This is a genomic window from Paenibacillus sp. FSL R7-0297 (genome assembly GCF_038009025.1).
Lineage (GTDB): Bacteria > Bacillota > Bacilli > Paenibacillales > Paenibacillaceae > Paenibacillus_AQ.
On sequence record NZ_JBBPAQ010000001.1, the window covers coordinates 1,905,594 to 1,927,450 of the forward strand.

General features: G+C 38.0%; 18 protein-coding genes. 15 read left to right on the forward strand and 3 right to left on the reverse strand.

Translation table 11 applies throughout. The annotated features are described in order from the left end of the window. Positions 1-272 precede the first annotated feature (272 nt). Entirely contained in the window at positions 273-458 is a 186-nt protein-coding gene (locus MKZ24_RS08480; RefSeq protein ID WP_340782060.1) for a hypothetical protein, read from the forward strand. A gap of 10 nt (positions 459-468) precedes the next feature. Here the strand turns inward: MKZ24_RS08480 and MKZ24_RS08485 are convergent, their stop codons facing one another. After that, entirely contained in the window at positions 469-948 is a 480-nt protein-coding gene (locus tag MKZ24_RS08485) for a helix-turn-helix domain-containing protein (protein ID WP_340782063.1), read from the reverse strand. 181 nt (positions 949-1,129) lie between these two features. On the opposite strand from MKZ24_RS08485, the gene MKZ24_RS08490 reads away from it, so the two are divergent. The 11 genes from MKZ24_RS08490 (at position 1,130) to MKZ24_RS08530 (ending at position 15,963) form a co-directional block, all read left to right on the forward strand. Continuing rightward, positions 1,130-1,978: a TnsA endonuclease N-terminal domain-containing protein gene (locus MKZ24_RS08490; protein ID WP_340782066.1), complete on the forward strand. Its 849-nt coding sequence runs from the start codon at positions 1,130-1,132 to the stop codon at positions 1,976-1,978. Next, positions 1,962-2,162, forward strand: coding sequence for a hypothetical protein (locus MKZ24_RS08495; RefSeq protein WP_340782068.1), 201 nt, complete (start codon positions 1,962-1,964; stop codon positions 2,160-2,162). The genes MKZ24_RS08490 and MKZ24_RS08495 overlap by 17 nt, the downstream gene beginning before the upstream one ends. Further along, positions 2,159-4,339: a Mu transposase C-terminal domain-containing protein gene (locus MKZ24_RS08500; RefSeq protein ID WP_340782070.1), complete on the forward strand. Its 2,181-nt coding sequence runs from the start codon at positions 2,159-2,161 to the stop codon at positions 4,337-4,339. The genes MKZ24_RS08495 and MKZ24_RS08500 overlap by 4 nt, the downstream gene beginning before the upstream one ends. Then, positions 4,332-6,080 carry an ATP-binding protein gene (locus MKZ24_RS08505; RefSeq protein ID WP_340782074.1) on the forward strand — a complete coding sequence of 583 codons (1,749 nt, stop codon included), beginning with the start codon at positions 4,332-4,334 and terminating at the stop codon, positions 6,078-6,080. Before MKZ24_RS08500 ends, MKZ24_RS08505 begins: the two co-directional genes overlap by 8 nt. Before the next feature lie 62 nt (positions 6,081-6,142). Next, entirely contained in the window at positions 6,143-7,873 is a 1,731-nt protein-coding gene (locus tag MKZ24_RS08510; RefSeq protein ID WP_340782076.1) for a TnsD family Tn7-like transposition protein, read from the forward strand. A 26-nt stretch (positions 7,874-7,899) separates the two neighbouring features. Next, the gene (locus MKZ24_RS33065) at positions 7,900-8,466 is read left to right on the forward strand and encodes a TniQ family protein (protein ID WP_445324156.1); all 567 of its coding nucleotides are present in this window, start codon (positions 7,900-7,902) and stop codon (positions 8,464-8,466) included. Continuing rightward, positions 8,457-9,806 (forward strand): TnsD family Tn7-like transposition protein, encoded by a 1,350-nt coding sequence (locus MKZ24_RS08515; protein WP_036696267.1) that lies wholly within the window; start codon positions 8,457-8,459, stop codon positions 9,804-9,806. The genes MKZ24_RS33065 and MKZ24_RS08515 overlap by 10 nt, the downstream gene beginning before the upstream one ends. 33 nt (positions 9,807-9,839) lie before the next feature. After that, entirely contained in the window at positions 9,840-9,995 is a 156-nt protein-coding gene (locus MKZ24_RS33070; RefSeq protein WP_156949655.1) for an AbrB/MazE/SpoVT family DNA-binding domain-containing protein, read from the forward strand. A 933-nt stretch (positions 9,996-10,928) separates the two neighbouring features. Next, positions 10,929-11,801, forward strand: a complete 873-nt coding sequence (locus MKZ24_RS08520; protein ID WP_340782079.1) for a restriction endonuclease — start codon at positions 10,929-10,931, stop codon at positions 11,799-11,801. Further along, positions 11,798-13,597 (forward strand): J domain-containing protein, encoded by a 1,800-nt coding sequence (locus tag MKZ24_RS08525; protein WP_340782081.1) that lies wholly within the window; start codon positions 11,798-11,800, stop codon positions 13,595-13,597. Before MKZ24_RS08520 ends, MKZ24_RS08525 begins: the two co-directional genes overlap by 4 nt. A 791-nt stretch (positions 13,598-14,388) precedes the next feature. Beyond that, the gene (locus MKZ24_RS08530) at positions 14,389-15,963 is read left to right on the forward strand and encodes an HNH endonuclease (RefSeq protein WP_340782083.1); all 1,575 of its coding nucleotides are present in this window, start codon (positions 14,389-14,391) and stop codon (positions 15,961-15,963) included. Positions 15,964-16,257: 294 nt separating this feature from the next. Here MKZ24_RS08530 and MKZ24_RS08535 read toward each other — a convergent pair whose 3' ends face one another. Next, the gene (locus MKZ24_RS08535) at positions 16,258-16,623 is read right to left on the reverse strand and encodes a hypothetical protein (protein WP_235218417.1); all 366 of its coding nucleotides are present in this window, start codon (positions 16,621-16,623) and stop codon (positions 16,258-16,260) included. Continuing rightward, positions 16,611-17,684, reverse strand: coding sequence for a transposase (locus MKZ24_RS08540; RefSeq protein ID WP_340782085.1), 1,074 nt, complete (start codon positions 17,682-17,684; stop codon positions 16,611-16,613). Before MKZ24_RS08540 ends, MKZ24_RS08535 begins: the two co-directional genes overlap by 13 nt. A 158-nt stretch (positions 17,685-17,842) precedes the next feature. Between MKZ24_RS08540 and MKZ24_RS08545 the strand changes: the two genes are divergently transcribed. The 3 genes from MKZ24_RS08545 (at position 17,843) to MKZ24_RS08555 (ending at position 21,856) form a co-directional block, all read left to right on the forward strand. After that, positions 17,843-19,132, forward strand: coding sequence for a TnsD family Tn7-like transposition protein (locus MKZ24_RS08545; protein ID WP_084648913.1), 1,290 nt, complete (start codon positions 17,843-17,845; stop codon positions 19,130-19,132). A gap of 206 nt (positions 19,133-19,338) precedes the next feature. Beyond that, positions 19,339-20,400 carry a Wadjet anti-phage system protein JetD domain-containing protein gene (locus MKZ24_RS08550; RefSeq protein WP_340782090.1) on the forward strand — a complete coding sequence of 354 codons (1,062 nt, stop codon included), beginning with the start codon at positions 19,339-19,341 and terminating at the stop codon, positions 20,398-20,400. Next, the gene (locus tag MKZ24_RS08555) at positions 20,390-21,856 is read left to right on the forward strand and encodes a hypothetical protein (protein WP_340782093.1); all 1,467 of its coding nucleotides are present in this window, start codon (positions 20,390-20,392) and stop codon (positions 21,854-21,856) included. Before MKZ24_RS08550 ends, MKZ24_RS08555 begins: the two co-directional genes overlap by 11 nt. The last annotated feature ends 1 nt before the right edge of the window (position 21,857 follow it).

The following is a 21,857-nucleotide window of genomic DNA, read 5'->3' on the forward strand; positions in this document are numbered from 1 at the left end:
AAGATTATCTCCCTATCTTACGACAGGGTTTCATTTTCTTGTAGGTGTTTTGATTTGTCTCACGTTATGGGGTCAGTCCCGCTGGTGGTTAGCCTATCATATGTGGGTCTTTTTTGTTATTAATTATTTTAAATTATTTGAATTTTTATTTTTAGTATAAAATATCTAAAAACAGATAAAAATATTAACAGCTAATAATTGAAGATGTAATTAAAAAGTTTATAGAACAAAAATATCTTTAATAATGAATCCATATCCAAAGGAGAATAGAGATGATATTTCAAATTACAGAAGAAATGCAGCGAAAAATTCAAAACTGGGATTCATGTAATCCCGTTGATGTTACAGGAGCAAAATTTTCCTACACCTTTATTCCTACGGGGCTAGGATTGGTTATCCAGGTGAAATGCGATATATGTAAACGAACATTAGACTTGACAGAAGATTTTTTGATTTGAATTAAAGCTTCTAGAGAATAGAAGAATCCTCACCCGAGAATGGAATATCAATAAGCAGTTCATCTTTGATTTCATCCTCGACTTCTTTCATTCTTTTCATGATAACTTCAATAACTGAATTAAGCATCTGCTTATCTTTGTAACTGATTTCTTTATTTTCTACAAAAAGTGGAATTCCAGAATTAATTAATTTTGGTAAGTCCCATGAAGTTCCTTTTACAAAAGCGTAATCTATTTGCGGAAATATTGATAGCTGACCGAATGGATCTCGGAAGTGTGGCTCTGGAAAATTAGTTAATCCTAGTAGGTAGTCACTTGAAACTTCAAAGGTGTTAGCTAATCCAATTATTTGTCTAGGATCGGGATTAGCTTTGCTACGTTCCCAGTTAGAAATTACATGTTTAGTTGTACCTATTTTATTTGCTAGTTCTTCTTGAGTCCACTCTTTTGAATTTCGCATATTTTTAATTCGTTCTCCTAGTACTAACACAAAAATCCCCCTTAACAGTACTTCCTAATTCTAAAATATCATATCAGTTTGGAGATGTCAAAAAATCAACTTTAATCATTGACAAGTTGATTAATAATCGATTATGATCAAAATCAAATATAAATACCTTAATTCTTATTATTGTTAATTAATAATTAACTAAATAAGGGGATAATAATTCATGGCCAAAAGACGTCAACGTACCACTGCAGCAACAATTGCAAGGCGGATCAAAGAAGGGAGGGGGCAAGGACATTTTAAGGATTATAAACCTTGGTTAACGATTCATGATTTTCCTTCACTTGGAATTGTGACGAGGGTTCCAGGTTGGAAGAGTGGACGCTTGCATCATTACTTCTCAGAGCATTTCGAGCTTGCACACCATTATCAAATGGAATGGGCCAGAGGTGTTATCGATATAAGGGAACAATATCCATTGCTTTCCGTAGAGAAGACCCTTTTCATTGCGCAAAAATTAGGTATAAAACACCCAATTGATCCAAAAACCAAATATCCTATTGTAATGACTACAGACATGATGTTAACGGTAAGGTCAGAAAATGAAGCTGGGTTTATCGTTCATTCGATCAAGCCTTCAAATAAATTAAATCAAAGGGTATTAGAGAAACTTCAAATTGAGAAGTATTACTTTGAAGATTTAGGCATTGAGTGGAGATTGATTACGGAAAAGCAAATCAACTATGACTTAGTCAAAAATGTTGAATGGTTACATTCGTCCAAATCATTGGAAGAGATCTCTTATCTCGACAATGACCTGTTGTACGACCTGGAGCCGGTACTTTATGAATGTATAAGAACTGAAAACAAGCCGTTAGCAAAGATTACTTTAAGCATCGACCAAAAAAAAGATTTGCCGATGGGAACAAGCATGCATGCTGTGCGCTATCTAATTGCTAATCGGTTATGGGAAGTTGATATGAAGCGCCGTATCTTGCCTACACAAAATCGATTAGAAATTCAAATAAACCATTTTGAAAATTGGAGGTTAAATCATGATGTATATTGTTAACAATCTTAGTAGTGAGGCATTAGCATCATATTTTAAGTCTGATGAATGGATGAAAGCATACCAATTAAATCAGTCAGTGATATTTGACGCTACACTAATGGATGTCAGGGTAGTTAATCCGGATACCCCTGAGGAAAGTGGAAGGCCTGTACTGGTGTCACTTGAGACTGGAGGGACTATATGAACCTCTTTATCAACACTTTACTCGATAAGAGAGACGCTGAATTAAAGCTTGTTGATTGTGAAAGAGTATTGTGGCTAGATCAGTTAAAGGATTGTGCTGTAACAATCTCTATTATCCGAGAAAATGCACTCCCGGAATTCAAGCTAATTTCATCATTAGAACAGGAACTGGTGGACGGCACTATGATTAAACGTGAAAGTGACCCGTATGCGAGATTTAAAGTTCCGAATGAAAAGCTGAATTCTAAGGAAATTACAATCAGAGATAATGCATGGAATTGTATCAAAGAAATTGTCGAATTGGAGCCCAATATATACGATCCAAAAGAACGATATCAAATCATTAAGGGAGAAATAGATAAAACAAAAAAAGGGGAGGGAAAAGGGAAGAAATTTTACTATAAGTATTTACGTTATTATTGGGCTGGTGGCAAGATGGTGAATGCTTTACTGCCAAGATTCAGAAAGTGTGGAGGAAGAGGTAAAAAGAAAAATCCAACTCGAAAAATGGGTAGACCTAGGGAAACAAGTATTGCTATAGATCCTAAATTAAAAGGTGTCATAGTCACTGAGGGGACTCGTAAAATATTTGATGCTGTTATTAGAAAAGTCTATCTGAGGAGTAATAGAAGAGACTCTGTCCGCTTTGCGTATATCGAAATGCTAAAAACGTATTATCAGGTCGGTACTATTAAAAAGGGGAATTATGAAATTCCCGTTATACCACCAGAGCATGAGCTACCAAGTATTGCCCAATTCAGATATCACATACGGAAAAATTATACTAAACGGAAACAATTAATTGAGCGTGAAGGAGAAGTTACGTTTAATCGTGATTTTAGACCCCTACTAGGTTCTGAAACAAGAAGAGCAACTGGGCCAGGCCAGATTTTTGAGGTGGATGCAACGGTTGCAGATGTATATTTGGTCAGTTCTGAGGATTCAAATCGAATCATCGGCAGACCTGTTGTCTACATTGTAGTTGATGTTTACACCCATATGACTGTGGGAGTATACGTTGGTTTCGAAGGGCCCTCATGGCTTGGTTTAATGATGGCTATAGAAAATACTGCTGAGGATAAAGTTGGATTTTGCAAGCAATTTGATATTACAATCTCAGAAGAAGAATGGCCATGTCAGCATATGCCCGAAATTTTCTTTGCTGATCGAGGAGAAATGGAAAGTAAAAGTGCCGATTCCCTCGCAAATGCACTCGGGATAAAAGTGAAGAATACCCCCCCATATCGTGCGGATTTAAAAGGAATCGTGGAACAACAATTTCGCACGTTAAACCTGACACTGCAACCATGGACTCCAGGCGCTGTGAAAAAGGAGTATCAGAAACGTGGAGGACCTGATTATGTGCTGGATGCAAAGCTTACGCTTAAGGAATTTACAGCAATGATGATTGAAATGATTCTTCACAGAAATAATCACCACTATATGGAGTATTATCCATTGGATAAAGATCAAGCATTGGATAATGTTCGTCCAGTCCCTAGAGACTTGTGGAATTGGGGGGTAGCTCATAATCATTTTTTAAAGGTCATTGATCCTGAGATTGTCCGTTTAAATATATTGCCTGAAGCAATAGTAACAGTAAACCGAGAGGGGATTTATTTTGAAGGCATGTATTACGGTTCAGATGAGATAATTCTCCAGGGAGGGTTTATTAAGGGGAAATCACCAAAAGTGACAATTGCTTATGATAGAAGATGCATGAATCATGTGTACGTGAAGACTGAACAGGGGAAAGGAATGATTAAATGTACTCTATTATCCAAGTCTTCACGCTTTAATAATATGAGCCTTGAAGAAGTTAAATTAGCTAGATATGAAGAAAAGCTGTCAAGAAGTTTGTATAAAACACCAGAACTTAATTCAGAGGTAGCTCTGAGTAAAAAATTACAGACAATAGCAGAAAAAGCAACGGAACGAAGTGAAGAGAACGAGGACAGCAGCCTGACGAAAAGTGAACGTAAATCCAATATTCGGGGAAACAGGGCAGTTGAAAGAGATAACCTGCGAAAGGAGCAGGCCTTCGAGCTGGGAGAAGTGGATCATGATGATGAATCTGAACCGGTTGATAACGTAATTCCAATAGAAGTGTACAAGCCCAAATCTAAATTAGGTATGCTTGAAAAATTGAAAACAGAAGGAGATAAAAATCATGGATAAGAAAAAAACTCAGCTCTCTACCATTTATCAGTTTTCACCAAGTCTTATTGGCAAACAAGAAGAAGCGCATTATTCCGAACAGCATATTTCAGCGTATAAGGATAATCCATTCATAGAAGCGTTGCCGCCGATCTTTGAAGAAGAAGAGGTGGCCTTACAAATTAGGAAATATCCTGATTACCAGGATGATCAGCGCAAGTTAGGAAAACAAACAAGATTACATTTAGTACAACAAATCTCTGACTATGTTGAGCCATTGCCACAACATTTTCTTGTGGAACAAAGACTCTCAAGGCTAATGCGACATGCTTATAAAGCTCGTAACCCTTTCTTTCCAGAATATATTAGACAGTTCCACATCGGTTTTAAAGATGTACTTGATGGAGGGGTTGATCAGACAGGGAGTAATATTGCCGGTGTAAGATCTACTGCTGCAGCGTTTACGATATTAGGTGTAAGCGGTCAGGGGAAAACGACGTCGATCGAGAGCTCACTATTATTATATCCACAAGTCATTCATCATTCGACGTATAAAGGGCAACCTTTCATACGGAAGCAAATAGTATGGCTGAAACTGAATTGTCCCTTTGATGGTTCCGTGAAGGGCTTGTGTTTTAACTTTTTGCAAGCTGTAGATTCTATTCTGGGTACCGATTACTTTCAGAAGTTCGCAAACAAAACTAAAGGTACTTCTGTCGATATGTTAATTCCAATAATGGCTCATATTGCTTCACTGCACGGTATAGGCGTGTTGGTCATTGATGAAGTCCAGAACCTAAGCTCCATGAAAAGCGGTGGGGCAGAGAGAGTGCTGAATTATTTTACTCAATTAATTAATACTATAGGTGTCCCGGTAGTATTAATGGGAACATTCAAGGCGATGAGTCTACTTTCAACTTGTTTTAGCCAAGCTCGTAGAAGCACAGGTCAAGGAGATATGATATTGGACCGTTTGGTTCAAGGCGAAGAATGGAACTTTTTTTTGAAGAGTCTGTGGAAATACCAATGGACTGCTACAAAAACAACGCTTAATTCTAAACTCAGTAATAAGATGTATGAACTTTCACAAGGAATTATTGATATAGCCGTAAAATTGTATATGTTATCCCAGTGGCAGGCTATTGAGGATGGGGACGGTAAAGAAAGAATTACGCTTAGCCTCTTAGAGGCGGTTGCGAAACATCATTTACAGCTTGTCCAGCCTATGCTAAAACTCTTAAAACGGAATGACCCTGATATCTTAACGAAAATAGATGATTTGTACCCTAAGTGGGATATATTTGATGAATATTTAAAAAAGTCTGCTGAAAAAGTAAATGTGCAAGGTAAGATCAGAACGAAGGCGTTACGGGATGAAAAAATAGAGCGAGATGAAGAGAAATACAATGAACTCATTCAAACAGCTATTGATTTCGGAGTATCTTCAGATATAGCTCAGGAACTCTCGAATAAGATTCTTCAGTCGAATGAAGCAGATAAAGATATTGCAACACTACGTAAACAGCTTGTCATTGAAATTACAAGTGATGCTGTAACTGAAGAGTCAGATAACATATATGTTGCTGAAAATGAGGATCAAAGTAGACAAAAGGGTGCAAAAAAACAAAAGCAAGTACTTGATGAAGATGACCTTAGAAATGCAGTAGTAGGTAATGAGAAGGATACTGAGGCTATGTGCGAAAAACTATTGGATATTGGCAGTATACCAAGGGAAGATGAACTGTTAAAACTTATTATCTAATCAAATATTGAGTACTAAGAATATATAAAAAGGGGAACTCTAGTAATAGGATATCTGAGAGGATGATTCTATTGCTAGCTTATTTTCCGACTCTTTATGAAGATGAATTACTATATAGCGGTATTGCAAGATACCATATGAACTCTGGTAATAAGACTCAAAAACAAACCATTGAGGATCTTTTTGGTGATGTATGGGTTTGTGCATCTGCAGATTTTCCAAGTCATATAGGTGCTTTAGTCTCGAAAATAGATGATTTATATTCTTCTGAACAACTGATAAGAGACCATACGTTGTTTCCTTATTACACGCATTTTATGAGTAAGAGCAGGATTATGCAGGTTGAAATGTTAATGAAGGGTATTACTGATCAAGGAGCTATTTATGCTAACTTAGGTTTAGCGGCCACAAAAATAAAAACTCCGAAATATCTTAGGTTCTGCCGGGAATGTTTTAAAGCTGAATCTGAGATATGCGAACCCTACTGGCATAGGTCTCACCAACTACCAGGTGTCAGTATTTGTCCGTTGCATAAGCAACCTCTTATCTTAAGTGATGTTGAGTGTAGCACAGAAAACCACAAATTTGAGTTTGTGGCTCTGTCGAAGATCAAAGAAGAACATTTTGTAGAAGTAGAGATAGATAATGACTGGATTGAGCATCTAATTTATCTTGCTGAGCAATCTTCATTTCTGTTGTTATCTTCATGTTTAAGAATAAATGATCACTCAGAGTACAAAAGTTTATTGTATGAACAAGGATATTTAACACCCAAAGGGAGGGTGAAGTTCGAGCGACTAATTAATAATTTTCGGTTGTTTTATAGCGACGAGTTGCTAAGGTATCTAAATTGCGAAGTGACAGGAGTTTGCGAAACTTGGTTACACAAGATTATTAGAACACCTGAAGAAATCGTACATCCGTTAAGGCATTTATTGATTATGAAATTCCTTGGAGACAATACCAACCGGGAAGAAAAACGTAGTTATTCACCGTTCGGTGATGCGCCGTGGCCGTGTTTAAATAAGGCTGTAGGACATTATCTGCTTAATGTCATTGAAGAATGCGCAATATCACGATGCAGTAAAACGGGGCGACCGGTTGGAACTTTTCAGTGCTCATGTGGATTTGTATATTCACGTACCGGTCCAGATCAATCTTATGAGGATAAATACCGGATTGGGAGGATAAAGGAATTCGGGTATGAATGGTATGAAAAGTTGAAGGAAGTTAATGCAACAGACAGTTCGCTTCGTAAGAAAGCAAAGATTTTAGGAGTTGACCCTGGAACTATTAAAAAACAGACAGCAATGTTATTAAGTGGTGATCTGAAAGTTTCTTATAAAAAGGAACGAACGTTAGTGAAAAAGAGCAAGCCCATCATAACGACGAAGAATTTATCCGATAAAAAGCAAATATCAAGGGTGAATTGGAGTGAAAGAGACATATTAATGTTTGAGGTGGTTCGGAGAGCGGTTGAGGAAATAGAAGGCATGTCGGAACCTCATAGAATCACATTAGCATCAATAGCAAGAACTTCCGCAGCAAAAAACTTTTCATTATTCTTAAAAAATATAAATAATCTCCCAAAGACTAAAAACTTTACCCAAAGTAAATTGGATACAACAGAATCTTATCAAATTCGACGAATGCTTTGGGCTGCCGATATATTATTTGAGCTGGAAGGCAGCCTAGCAGAATGGAAACTATTAAAACTAGCGGGGCTGAATTTTCCTTTAAAAAGTCGAGTTGAAGATATGTTCAATTATTTAACAAGACCATATAATATTTAATTTTCATCTCAGAAAGGAATAAAATTATGCTTACTCATTTTCCATATTTGTATTCAGATGAAGATTTTAGATCTATCGTGTATAGATATCATGTGTTATCAAGAAATAAAGATCTAAGAGAGACCAATATTGACCTTTTTAATAGAAGCACTTATGAGAATAATTTATTTCCCCGTAACCTAAATCATCTAATGGAACAATTACCATCCAAAAGTATTTCTGTGGAGAAATTTCTATATAATCACACCTATTTTTTCTGGGCCAAGCCATTTATTCCGGCACACCGATTGGATACCCTCATGAATGAAATGATGTTTGGTAAAGCCGAATCAAATATCGTTAGTATGTTAGGTAAAGGGAGTGCTAAACTTTTAACTGATACCTATCGTTATTGCCCCATTTGCATTACAAATGATTATAATCTATACGGAGAAACATACCTCCACAGAAAGCATCAATTCTCTTTTTTGACATGTTGTCCTGAACACTATACTGAATTAATTACTTGCTGCCCGAATTGTAAAGCAAATTTTAAAAAAATATTTTCTCCCCTCAATGTAAATGTGGATTTGATTTTTCTGAAATGGATATAACAGTGCTTGATTCAGATAGTCTTAACTCAGAGCGGGAAGTGCTGAATAATCTCGAACAGTTGATTGAAAACTCAAATGATCTACAACTTGAACAAATTCAAATGAAATTTCGAAACATCATAGGACTAAAGGGATATCTAAAATATTCTGGTAATGTAGAGCAAAAAAAACTCATTGAAGACTTCAATAAATATCTTATAGCCAATAGCTTCAATAAGTTTCTACCTATAGATGTAGATGATCAATTGAACATAACAACTACTATCCTTACTGGAAACCGAGTGAAAAGTATTTTGTTTTACATTTTATTCATTATGTTCTTGTCTGGTTCAGTAGAGAAATTTCTTAAGGATAATTCGGCATTTACCGTACCTATTCCATTTGGAAATGGTCCATGGCTTTGTCATAACTCAGTTTGCCAAGGTTTTAATCTAGAAGTTATTCGGAAATGTGTTCGAGTAGATCGACAAGGGAAATTCATCTCTGGGTTGTTTGGGTGCCCCTTATGTGGATTCAGTTTTGTGAAAAGATGGAGAAACACGAATCAAGAAAATGATGGGAACTATGTAGTCCTGACCATGGGGCCTTTGTGGTATGCCCTCTTAACGGAACTACATGAAACGGGATTAAGTAATACTCAAATTGCAAAGAGGTTAAACACTACTGCAACACAAGTGAAAAGAGGCTTACTATCAAAAAATAGCACTTCAGGATTGGACAAAAGAATACTTCAACCGCTTAATCAATTATGGAGTTCGTTGGGCAGTGATAAGGAAGTTGCTTCCACTTTAGAGTCAACAAATAATTTTAATGAAAATCGTGTTAGGATTCTTAAAATACTAAAAGAGAATGAGGGTATTTCAAGAACGGAAATGAGTAAAAAGTATAGCTATTTATATAATAAAATGAAAATTGAAGATAATGAATGGTTAGAGAGTGTATTACCTCCAAGCAAAAAAAATAGGACCCGACTTGATTGGGGACGTATTGATGATCAATATTGTAAAGATGTAACTTTAGCAGCTGAAAAAGTATATAAGCAAGATCCACCAGAACAGATTAAAAAGTATACGATATTATCTTATGCTCCTAGGACAATTACCAAGCATTTAGAACAGGTATGTGAAAAACTTCCTAAAACAATTAAATTATTAGAAAGTAAAGTTGAAACAGATGAACATTATCTGATAAGGCATCTTCCTGTGATTATTAGTCAGATGACAAGATACAGTAAGCGGATAGATTCTCTTGATGATATAAAAACATTTAGCCCAATGTATAGGAGGAGTACAAAAGAGCTAGATGATAAGATAAAACTCCAGCTAAATGAGCTTTCATAATTATTGTGAACGACAGCAGTAAGTCAATAGAAGATACTTCCAAAGCATCAAGTAACCCTGCCAAAAGAAGTTAGAGAGAGACTGGAACTAGATATTGAAGGGAAAGTCATGTTTGTTGAGACTGATAATGGCATTCTCATTAAACGACTTGATCAAAAGCTCTTTGAAGCAATTATCAAACAAGATTAACAGAGAACTACATCATAACTGCCTGGTTAAACAATCTCAATGCCAAAGAATGAGCATAGCGGAATATAACCGCAGTGCTCATTCTTTTATTTTTAGCTTGAAAATAGAAGGTTGCAAGGGGCGTTGTCTGTAATTATTATTGGCTCGTCAAGTGAAAGAAAAAGCACAAGAATTGGAAGTGTATAGATTTTCAAAAGGGAGCAGTTATTTCTGCTATATTCGAATTGTTTCTTGATGTTTGTGGTGGTTATTTGCTGGCAGGTTTTTTATAGCATGAAGAAACTCTCAAAAGTAATATCTGGTAATAATGCTAAATCAAATGAGTAAAGGGATGAACAGCGGAATATAGCCATTTTACCCTTATTCTAAATTCGATTATTTATAAACAATTACGTTAAAGAGAATAGAATCTCAGAAATTTTAAAAAGGGAAATCGACATAACGACTGCCATTTTTCATCAAAATTTGATTGTATCATTAATAGTAAAAATACAAAATACTTACCAAAGTTCAATTAAAGTCAACTCCCTGATAAATGCGAAGAAATTAAATAGATAAAATAGGCAAGTGGACAGTTGCGTTACAAGTGTAATATTATCTTCCGAAATAATTTATTCTATTCCATTCCATAAACACTTAGAAAATAAAGGGGTTATTTAGAAAAAAGTCGAAATTAATAGATATAAGAAGTAGAGTAGAGTTCAACGTATTTTCTTCCAGGGGGAATAAATAACGTGTTTTATGTTATAGAAATTAAGCTTGGTTTTCTTTGATTCTGCCTAGTAGATTTTAATCGATTTATAAGAAGGTGCTTGAGTTTTGTACAGTTGTCTGAAGTGTAAAGAAACCATAAGTATTAAATACAGATACGATGAGAACCAGGAGAGTTATTCTGCGTATGTACCCTCTTTATGTTCTAAATGCAAGGAAATTATGACAAAATCAATAGCTATAAGAGAGATTTTTTCGGATAAAGCTAAAGTTTATTTTGCAATAATAAAGATAGTGCTAACTGTTACTCTTATTGCAATAATTGCAGGGTTCCCCTTTTTCACTAGCGTTAAAATGGGGGAGACTTTTTACACAGGCTTTATTTTACTTTATTTAGGATTAATATCAATAGCTAGCAGTATTGCTCTAACTTTAAAGGTAAACTATAAGTTTAAACAAGCTATAATGGAACAGCACAAGTTAGATGAAGAGAATATTGAAATTACAATGGCTAGAGTAAAGAGAGAAGAGCGGCTCCAACGACATCAAGATGAGATACGTAAAAAAAGGGCGCATGCGGATCGTCTTTGGCGTGAGCACATTCAAAGAAGTAATATTGACTACATTGATAAGATGAACGGAATTGAATTCGAGAACATACTCAAATATTTGTTTGAAAATATAGGGTATAGGGTACGTACTACCACTGTCTCTGGCGACCAAGGAGTAGATTTAATAATTGAGAAAGAAAACAAGCGAATTGGCTTACAGGCTAAGCGCTATAGTGAGAAAAATCGTGTAGGAAATAAGGCTGTTCAAGAAATTATAAGTGGTGTTGTTTTTTACGATCTGAATGAAGGCTGGGTAATTACAACATCGACTTTCACGGATGCAGCCGTGCAGTTGGCTGAGAAAGCAAAGATCCAATTGATTGATAGATATAAATTGAAAACTCTTTTGGCAAAACAGCAAAAAAAACAATTTGAGCATTGGGAGGTCATTACCTGTTATGAATGCGGGGTTCTAAATCGAGTAGATTTTATAAAAGTTAAAATTGCCAAGTGTGGCAAGTGTGGGATGGGGATAGACATTTGAATCAATTTACTGATTATTATACTGTCTTAAGTGTTCCTTTCGGGGCCTCAAGTAATGCTATAAAAGATTCATTTAGGGCGAAAGCAAAAGTATTGCATCCAGACGTGGGAGGGGACTCTGAGGTTTTTCAAAGGCTACGGAAGGCCTATGAGATATTATCAGATCCCAAATCTAGAGAAAATTATGATCGTTTATATAGGTTGTACTTCTCAAAGATAACCAACGAGAATCTAAATCAAAATCAGAACAATGAAAAAAATCAAACCCGATATTCAGATCCGGAAAAGCAATCTCGTAAAAGGGATGTCCATATAGCTCCTCAAAAGAAGATAGAAGTGGCCGTATTTTCACCTCCATACTGGTTTGGACTTTTAAAAATCGGGGGCATACTACTTACCACTGTAGGTATCTTTCTGATTACTGCTAATTCTCTTTATAGTAAGGGCATTCCAGTGTTTACGAATGATATATCTTCTTCAAGTAGGACGAGTGCATCTCAAACAAGTTCTGCTTCATCAATAAAAACAGATACGAATTCTGAGGAACTTCCTAGTTACTTTACTTTAGGTTCCAGTTCCAAGTTCGTTATTAAGATCATGGGAAAACCTGCAACAATGACCGATAAAAAGTGGAAGTATGGTAATTCAATCATATTCTTCGATGAAAATGACTTTGTAGTTGGCTATGAGAATAACGGGGAGTTAAAAGTGTTATTAAAAAATAAAACTAAAAACGGGGAAGTGCGAAAGGGTTACTCTAAGATCCAAGTTCTTGATCTACTAGGTACTCCTAAGAGCATTCTTGATGAAATATGGGTTTTCGAGAGCGTTACTATTCAATACGACGAATATCAGCAAGTTACTTCAATAAAAGATCCTATAAAGCAATTAGATAAAGGCAAAGAAGAGAGTTTGACAACAAATAGAACGTTAACAAAAGAGGAGTCTAATGTAGAAACGGCACAAGTAGATTCCAAATTCAACAAAAGTGAAGAGTTATCAACAGAGCATTTCGACCAGCTAGATCAATCAAAAGTGGCCTCGGCAACTGAAAAGCCGAAATCCGAAGCTAATAAAGAATTTGGGCTTGGTGCAAGCATGAAAGATGTTGAGAAAATCATGGGTAAGCCAACATCAATAAATGGGAGAGATTGGAGTTATGATTTCTCAAGAATTACTTTTGATAGAGAAGGTAAGGTAGAAGGCTATAGTGATATTAGTGATAATTTAAAAGTTTGGTTAGGAAACCAAGAGGCTAATACAAGCTTCTCGATCGGTTCCACAAAAAGTGATGTCATCAAAGCCATGGGGACACCAACTTCAGTTAACGGTAGTAATTGGAGTTATGATTTCTCAAGTGTCGATTTCAATAGAGAAAGTGAGGTAGAGGGCTATAGTGATATTAGTGATAATTTGAAAGTTTGGTTAGGAAACCAAGAGGCTAATACAAACTTTTCGATCGGTTCCACAAAAAATGATGTCATCAAAGCCATGGGGACACCAACTTCAGTTAACGGTAGTAATTGGAGTTATGATTTCTCAAGTGTCGATTTCAATAGAGAAGGTAAGGTAGAGGGCTATAGTGATATTAGTGATAATTTAAAAGTTTGGTTAGGAAACCAAGAGGCTAATAAAAGTTTCTCGATCGGTTCAACAAAAAGCGATGTTATCAAAGCCATGGGGACACCAACTTCAGTTAATGGTAGTAGTTGGAGTTATGATTTCTCATCTATTACGTTCAAAGACGGAGTTGTCGCTTCTTATTCAAACATTAGTAGTAACCTTCGTATACAATAGCTGATGCATTTCCAAGAAATCTATCGCTTCGATAAAGTGATGCTGTGAATGCCATACCATCAACCGGTATTGGCAGGCTTATAAAGCTTGAGTCCCACTAAGGATATTTTCTGGACCACCCACTTAACTCATAAAGGGACCGCGTCGTCCGTTAGACTCCATGCTAGAGCAGTAAAAACTTGCCGTTGTCTGTTTTGATACATGCTACCTTAGTTTTTTCGCTAGTGCCGAGTTTATCAAACAGGAGTTTGATTTAATGAAGAGCGTACGCGAAAATAGTGCCTTGTTGAGACTGGTGCCAGTTACTCCCTTGCTAATACGATCGAAGGACACAAAGCTCTTCTGCCAAAAATACTCCTTCGCCGAAAGTAGTACAGATGGACGACGTCAAATATTGGCTCTTTGAAGCTGAATCGATAATTCGCTCGTATTAAGCCTTGCAATACATTAGTTCCTCATGGTAACAGCCTTGAGCGGCGAGGTACGAAAAACATGAAGGAGATAAATTGTTCGGTGCTATTAACTTTGAAACCGGATATCTACTCAATAGAGAAGGAGCCCCTCAAGATATCACAGAGTTATTTGATTTCTTCAGGATCTTACGTTGGCATATTAAAGTGGGGGGGAACTTAATTCTGGATAACTGCTGAAACCTCAGAGGTGAAATTATTTTAAAGGAACATCTGCACCTTCAGTTGGTCTAATTACCCCGTACAGGGTCCAGGCTGTGCTGTTTAGTTCGGTGATATGCAGAAAACAAAAATATATTTTTTGTTTAATTGGAGGAAACTATGGATCGTGATTCACAAATCATAAGGGATCGACTCACATATTTGTATCCTAATAAAATCGTACAAGCGTTAAGCTTGAAGGATAGGCCTTTTTACAGTGTTATATATGGATATCTCAAGGAAAAGTATCCGGAGGTTAGTATAGGAGAGTATATTCGATCTCTTGGTTTTGAATACATAGGTAAGACTACAAGCTATAACGTGTTGGGGGAATTTGATTTTCGTTCGATGCATTATTTAATTGGACATTATGAGGATATAAACCAAACTGTAATCGCCCAGCTCTTAGGTATTTCTCGGCAACGAGTTTCCCAGCGTCTAAATGAAGCGACCCAGGGAGGAAGAGACTGGAGGGTATCTTTATTTACGGATGAAGAGCGTATCATTGTGAAGAGTATGGTTGATGAAGAACTTTTTGTCTTTGAATATGACGATAATAGCATTGCTATATTGACTGCGGCACAAATAGGCCCTGTATTTATACTTCGAAATACCGACTCTATCAGGATTCATTTTGATTTTGATTTAGAAACGCTACAATTGCTTGCTTCCAAAAATCGGGATCGTTTCAGTGAAGTGAATTATGTACATAGCCATACTTTTGAAAAAGTGAATGTCGGAGGCCAGATGGTTTTCCGGGAAAAATCAGGTAAAAGCAGTCTAAATATAAAACAATACTGTAGCGCCCGTGGACTTGATTATGGAGAGTATTTAAGAAACCTTGGTATCCATCCCACAATTGATGGAAGAGTATTAACAGATGAAGACTGGTTCGATAGACTTTTACCCTACGTAGAAAGCGACGGTGTACTTCGTGTGCCTCACCAGTCGGGTGTTCAATCAGGCTTGGCGCGGCGTGCCAAGGTGTTAGGCATGAGTGGGCAAGAATACGCTGAAATGCTTGGGTTTCAATGGAGACAGCGTGATTTTGCTTCCGAGCATGAAAAGCGTATGTTACGTTATGAGAGACTGGTAAAGGAGCAATCTTTTGAAGGATTTGTTTATTTGCCATCTGAGGAGGGACTATATCGTTCCTTATACTCCTTTTTACGAGGCAGAAATGAAACGCTTCATATATTTTTAGAAAGAATTGGCCTTGAACGACTGGATAAAGATGAATACCAATCTCGTTTTGGGATTACAGGCGCGATTTTAGATAAATTAAAAGAGTTGCAATCGACTCCCCAATATGAGATTAATCCAACTGCACGGATTATGAGAAATAAAAAAATGGTGACTTTACTCAAAAAATTGTATGACTATCATTGTCAGATTTGTGGAATGGATAATCCTCTGGTTCCTCGTATCGAAAAAGATGATGGCACATATTATTGCGAAGTCCATCACGTGACCCCGCTTGGAACTGCGGAGGCGGCTTCTGACATTGAGACGTTGGACCATTATTCAAATGCAATTTGTTTGTGCTCTTTCCATCATTCTTATGTTCATTATCATCAAGGAGGAGCCTTTCAAATCAGCTTGGATGGAAACCAGATTTTCCTTCTTTCGACTCTGGGGGAGAAGTTACCTATACAAATAAACAAGCACATAAGCTTTCATATAAAGGAAAATTAAGAATCTCATTGTAATATAGATACTATCTAAATGCTTTCTATTGAGCTGAGGTTTATAGTGATGGCTGTGTTTCCTATATTATATGATTTATTAATAGTACTCAAAAATATATGAGTCATTAAACGTACAACAGAAAGGGAAATTGAGGAGTTATTACCTCAGTAAGATGAGGAAAAAGAATCGGTTAATCATCCGCTAATCTCACTTGAGATTGCAGTATATGAAAATCAACTTGTTAAGATGGAAAATAAATTTAGGCATTATATTAACTGGACAGTGAAAAGTTCTACAACTCTAAGAAACCCACGAATCCTCGTCAATAGTAGACGTAGCCTGCTTGGATTTAATTATTTTGGTTATGGATAAGTGCGGATTTTGAGTAAACAGCCGAAAAATAGATTTGCGTAAATAGGCAGCAACCGTAGCCTCGGATACCACCGCGTGGGAAGGTGTCCGCAGATAGCGGAAAAAGAGTCCCGGTGTCCGGTCTGAAAAACGTAAAGCCATGAGCTGTAGCAGTCCCATGGCGATGCACTGGCACATGACAAAACCTTCGATCGCTTGAACCGTTTGTTCAATTCGCCGCCGGTCTTGTTCGTCCTGTACCGCTTCGAGCGGGTGGGCTTCCTCTTTCTTCAGAAAGCGGTTCAACTTCGGCATAGACTTGCTCCAAAATCGGTAGCAAACGCACCAATGACCTGCTTCATTTCCCGGAACATAGGCTCGTTCTTGAAGCGATAGCCGTACAAACGAATGATATCGGTGGCAGCCAGAGTAAGATCTGTACTGACCAGAATCGAGTGACGGCCCTCATGGACGACGAGTACAAACCGTAATTCCTGATACCACCCCTGCCCCCAAAGCAAATTCAGGCAGAAAAATTCAATCCTCTTCTCTTTACCGTACAGGGAAACGCTGGCCGTTTGAAAATCGGCAGCACGATTCGAGAAGAGCTCCTTCAGTTTGACGGATTCGCCTTTTTTCGGGGGAGGCTTCTTGGCAGGCGGACGTTCGTAGGCCACCACGTTAGATTTAGCTTTGGTCACCAGATACATCTGGACTTCGGAGTTCAGATGACACGCCTGCAACTGCTGCAAGGCCGGAACGGACAAGAAGTAGCGATCGAGGAGCAGCAGCGCTTGGCCAAAGGCTTTTGCCGCCTCAAACCCTTGTTCAATCATCTGAACGACATGGGAAGGCGTCTGTGTTTCGTCCTCTGTTTTCTTCCAGTTTAGGATGGTTTGGATGCCGTCTTGCAGATTAATGAATAGGGGCAAGCAGAACCATTTCCGGGGCGTACCGGCCAAAATGCCAATGGCTCCAAACAGATGGCCGAAAATATATTCGCCCTTGGAGACATTCTCGGATTCTTGATGCAGTTTCTTGACGCCTGGCATGCGCCGAGCTTCCTTCGTTTGTTTTATCCCGTCACCCACAAGAACCACCCGATGGTCAACGAGCAGTAGAGGCGCAGAGCGGCGAACGACACGAAGCCACGTTTGCTGCAAGGAGGACAACGACCAGGCCGAAGAACGGAAGAAGTGAATCAGAGTCTCGTAACGTTGGCTCGGGAGGGAGAGATCCCGAATGATGGAAGTCACCCCCAGATGGTCGGAGCGCAGCATAAAGCCGATAACGATAACGACAAGCCACTCAAACGTGGCTTGTCTGGAGAAACAGGTACGGAAGGGGAGTAAAAGTTCATTCAAGTATTTTAGCATAGGTATAGTCAATCGCTCGGAAATGGGGTACACTTTTTGTCGTAACCCATTCGGCAATTATTCCTTTCGTGTGAGAACTAAAGGATACCATAATTCGCTCGATTGGGTTATTTTTCTATGCACATTTTATCGACAAGAACTTTTGACTGTCCAGTATTATGAATAACTCCTTAAAAATAGATCGAGAAATGGTTATAGGAAAACTGCGCGAAGCTTGCTGGGAGCATGGATACTATACATATTCCGGTCGTCTAACTACGAAGTTAGGGAATGACATTTTATTGAGATATCCTACAGAGGTGCTATCCAAGTTTGGTTTTTCTAAAAACAGAATTTTATCAACTAAATTTTGGAGAGAAATGCTCTGGGAAAATGATCGCTTAAGAAGTGCTGGTATATATATTTTAACGATGCGAATGTTTTCTCCAAGTGTTGAAGAGTTTCTTAAGAGAGAGAATGTTTGCATAAGCAATCCTCTTCCATACGGTTGTGGACCATGGAGATGTATGAATAAACTTTGTGGAAATTATCAGGACAGCTCTTTTTTGAAAATTAATCGTTCGAAAATAATGAACAGTATTCATTATGTCCAATTTACTTGTCCTGAGTGCAAGATGAGATTTACAGTCCGTTGGGACTGGAGGGAAAAGAAAAACATGGATATGACGATCGAATATAGAGGGGAAATGTGGGAAAGTAAAGTTCTTGAACTCTACTTACTGGGTTTAAACAATAAAGAAATCGCTGCTGAAGTGTATTCATCCCCACATCTCATAAAAGTTACTTTAAAAAGGCTATTAGGACACAACTACAATGGTGACAAGTTCCTTGAAGAACACAAGATTGTTATTGATCAGATAATGGATGCACGAAAAAGTGTTGCCGTGACATGCCATGAAGAAGAATTGATAAGAAAATGTCGAGAGAAAATACTCAATATTATTGAAGTGAACCCACACATGTCTCGTATTCAAATCGACAGATTAGCTGGAAGAAGTTATACGATATTAATGAAATATGATCGTGAATGGCTTAATGATATTTTACCAATTAAGAAGAAAAACCCCAATAAATTAAATTATGAACTTGTTGATCAAGATTTAAGTCTTATAGTTCAAGAAGTAGCACAAAGATTCCATTATAGTAACCCCTCTACGCAAATAAAGAAGTACTCGATATTGAATGCTTTAGTTCCATCAGACCGTTCTCGAATACTTAACCACGAATTGAGTCTTCCTAAAACAAAAAGTATGATTGAGAAATACATTGAATCAAAGGAGGCTTACTTGCTAAGGCATGTTCCTAGCATTGTGTCTCAACTAAAAGCGTCAGGATACCGTAATCCTACATTCCAAAGCATTGTTGCTTTTCGAAGGTCTTATCGTAATCTTCCAGAAAGTACACGGACTAAAATACAAGCGAAAGTACATGAAATATGTTCATTTTGAGTTGATTTCTGAACAAGATAATTAAAATAAATGAAAGTGAAAAGGATGAGCACAGCGATATATAGTCGCGTATGTTCATCCTTTTATAGTTTGTTACTATTGCTTTTTTGATGATTATTGTTAAAAAAGTAGGATTTTATTGATAGGTGTCGAATTTTAACATATATCAACAGTTCTTTATACATAACTGCATTAGGTAGGTGCCTATGAGTACAAAGTGGATAAAAACTTATTTAGAAAGCCTAAAGCGGCAAACGTTTGATATTTTTTCTCTAGAAAAAACGGTTCAAAACCATATTGGTATGAAGGCATTTGAGTATGCTTCTTTCGCAAACGATATTAAAGCTCTAGAACGAGACGGAGTCATTGAACCTGTTAAAAGCAAAATGAAGAATCATCAAAACGGAAGATTCCCAGTCCTTCCTATCTACTGGCGTGTCTTGAGAATGAAAGAGGAGCCGCGGTGGGATATGCGGAAAATGGTTCAACTCGCGGCAGTGATCGATTTATCATTTTATCAATCTCATCCGGAATGCCAAACCGAAGAGACGTGGCGACGGATTGAATCCGTAGCCGCTTTTTTTATGGACCTGGCTCCAAAATCATGGGTGGAACGGGAAGAACGAAGTTATCAGCTTTTTCACGATGAAAAATGGCTGAAAGAGAAAAGTGCGGAATTTTTGAGAAGATTAAAACTTTCCCTTTCAGACCTTTACGTTCAAGTAAGTCCGGAGCCATTTGTTCATTGGCATAAGCCCGGCAAGTTGCTGGAGGACACCCGGGAAATTCTGATTGTAGAAAACCGAGCAATCTATCATACCTGTCTTCGCATCATGCGTGAGGGGTTGCCAGTATGCGGCTTTCGCCCGGACATGCTGATCTATGGAGAAGGAAACCATATCCATACTTCTCTTCCTTATTTGATGGAACTCGGCGTACCCGTTGGCCTCTGCACTATTTTTTATTCAGGCGATTTTGATCCAAGTGGCTTTTGGATTTACAGCAAACTTAGAAGGACATATCCAGACTACCCAATCCATCTAGCTCTTTCTCTTTATGCAAGTATTGCGTATCACGCCCGTGTTCCTGTGGAAGTCAAACCAGGCCAACCTAAGGGGGAAGACGATGTACAAATATTTTTTGAGGACTGCTCAGGCTATCAAGATGTGGAACTGGCGGCAAGGCGGTCCTGGAAGGAGCGTCACCGTTTGCCCCAGGAGGCATTATCTTATGAAGTTTTAAAAGGAGAGGTTCCTCATGAACACTGAAGTCTGGGATGGATTTCGGGAACGGGTGTCCATTCTAAATCCTATTTCGATGTTGGGTAAAGGAATGGATCTAGGCGTCGCATTAAATCCTTATCTGTTTCAAATCTGTTTGGCAGTCCTCCTCGAGGTGTTTTATCGAGAAATCAAAGATGACGATCACAGACATTTTTATGATATAAAGGAAATCGTAAATCATGTGATCGAGGAGCAAGGGTTGGAAGCAACCGAAGATCACGTGGAGCGTATAGCAAACGGATTGGTATCTTTTGGTCCACCCCAAAGCCGCCAATCGTTCCCGGGTAAAGTTTTTGATCCTAACACCGGGGAGTTTGTAGAGAAGCCGTTCTTTTATCTTACGATTGACACAGCCTATAGCAAAAAACGAGAGGCGGTATATAAGTTAACTCAAATCTCCCAAAATATGATTTTCTTAAGTCGAGAAGTTATTTTGGAATTTTCCATTGAATTTGAGCAGTTGTATACTCTTAAACTCATTCGAAACAAGAACTTCAAATCAGCCCTTCAGTCTCTCGATATGTTGATAACGAAACTTCGTTATCTAATTTCTCAAGAGATGGAATACCGCCGTCAATTTTTGCGCAACCCCAAGATTATGATGGGACCGGATAAAGAAGTCAGGTACGAAAAGCGCAAAGAAATTGAACGCCAAATTAAAGAAGCCGATGACCGGTTTGAAAGTATGCTACGAATGTTGCAAAAATCGGATTTGGCCACCCTCGAGGCAAGAGGTCAAATCATGGAGATGGAATTAAAGGTTCGTAAAAGCTCGGAATTAACGACGAGCCTGCACACCCATATGTACGAAAATATCGAACTGGAAACCTCAACGAGAAAGAATCGCCCGTCTGCCTTTATGAAGAAGAGAACCACATCATTTAAAACAGATGTATGGGAGAATGAGTTGCTGGCCAAAGGCATAGGGGCGCCCGATACGATGGAGCTACTTCTCTCACCTCTATTTTCCCCACGTCCTCCTTTCATTTATCCATTGGGTTGGATTTGGGAGGAACAAAACACTAAACAGTCTGAAGATGAACTCGAAGCGGAGCAAGTGCAGATGGAGCAGGCGGTAGAAAAACCGAAACGGGATTGGTCTCTGTTGTGTAGGTTGTGGGGTCCCGTATTTAAAGAATTGTTACGGGATAGCTCTGTTAGATTAGGTTCCCGTCCGGTATCTGAATGGACTCTGGAAGCACTGGAAATGTGGATGATCTTTAAGACGGAACCAATGCACGTTCCCCTCTCTTTGGGAGAGGCCAAACCCTATCCCGATGAACGGATGGAATTAATCCGACAATTGATTTTGTTAGACCCTGCATTTAAGGAGATCGCAGGAAAAACTATTCGGGCTGTCTTCACTAATGAAGCACCGCTGCAATTTATGGGTGTCCGCATCTCCCCTATTACAATTTTTATCGAACCCCAGGAGGGATAAC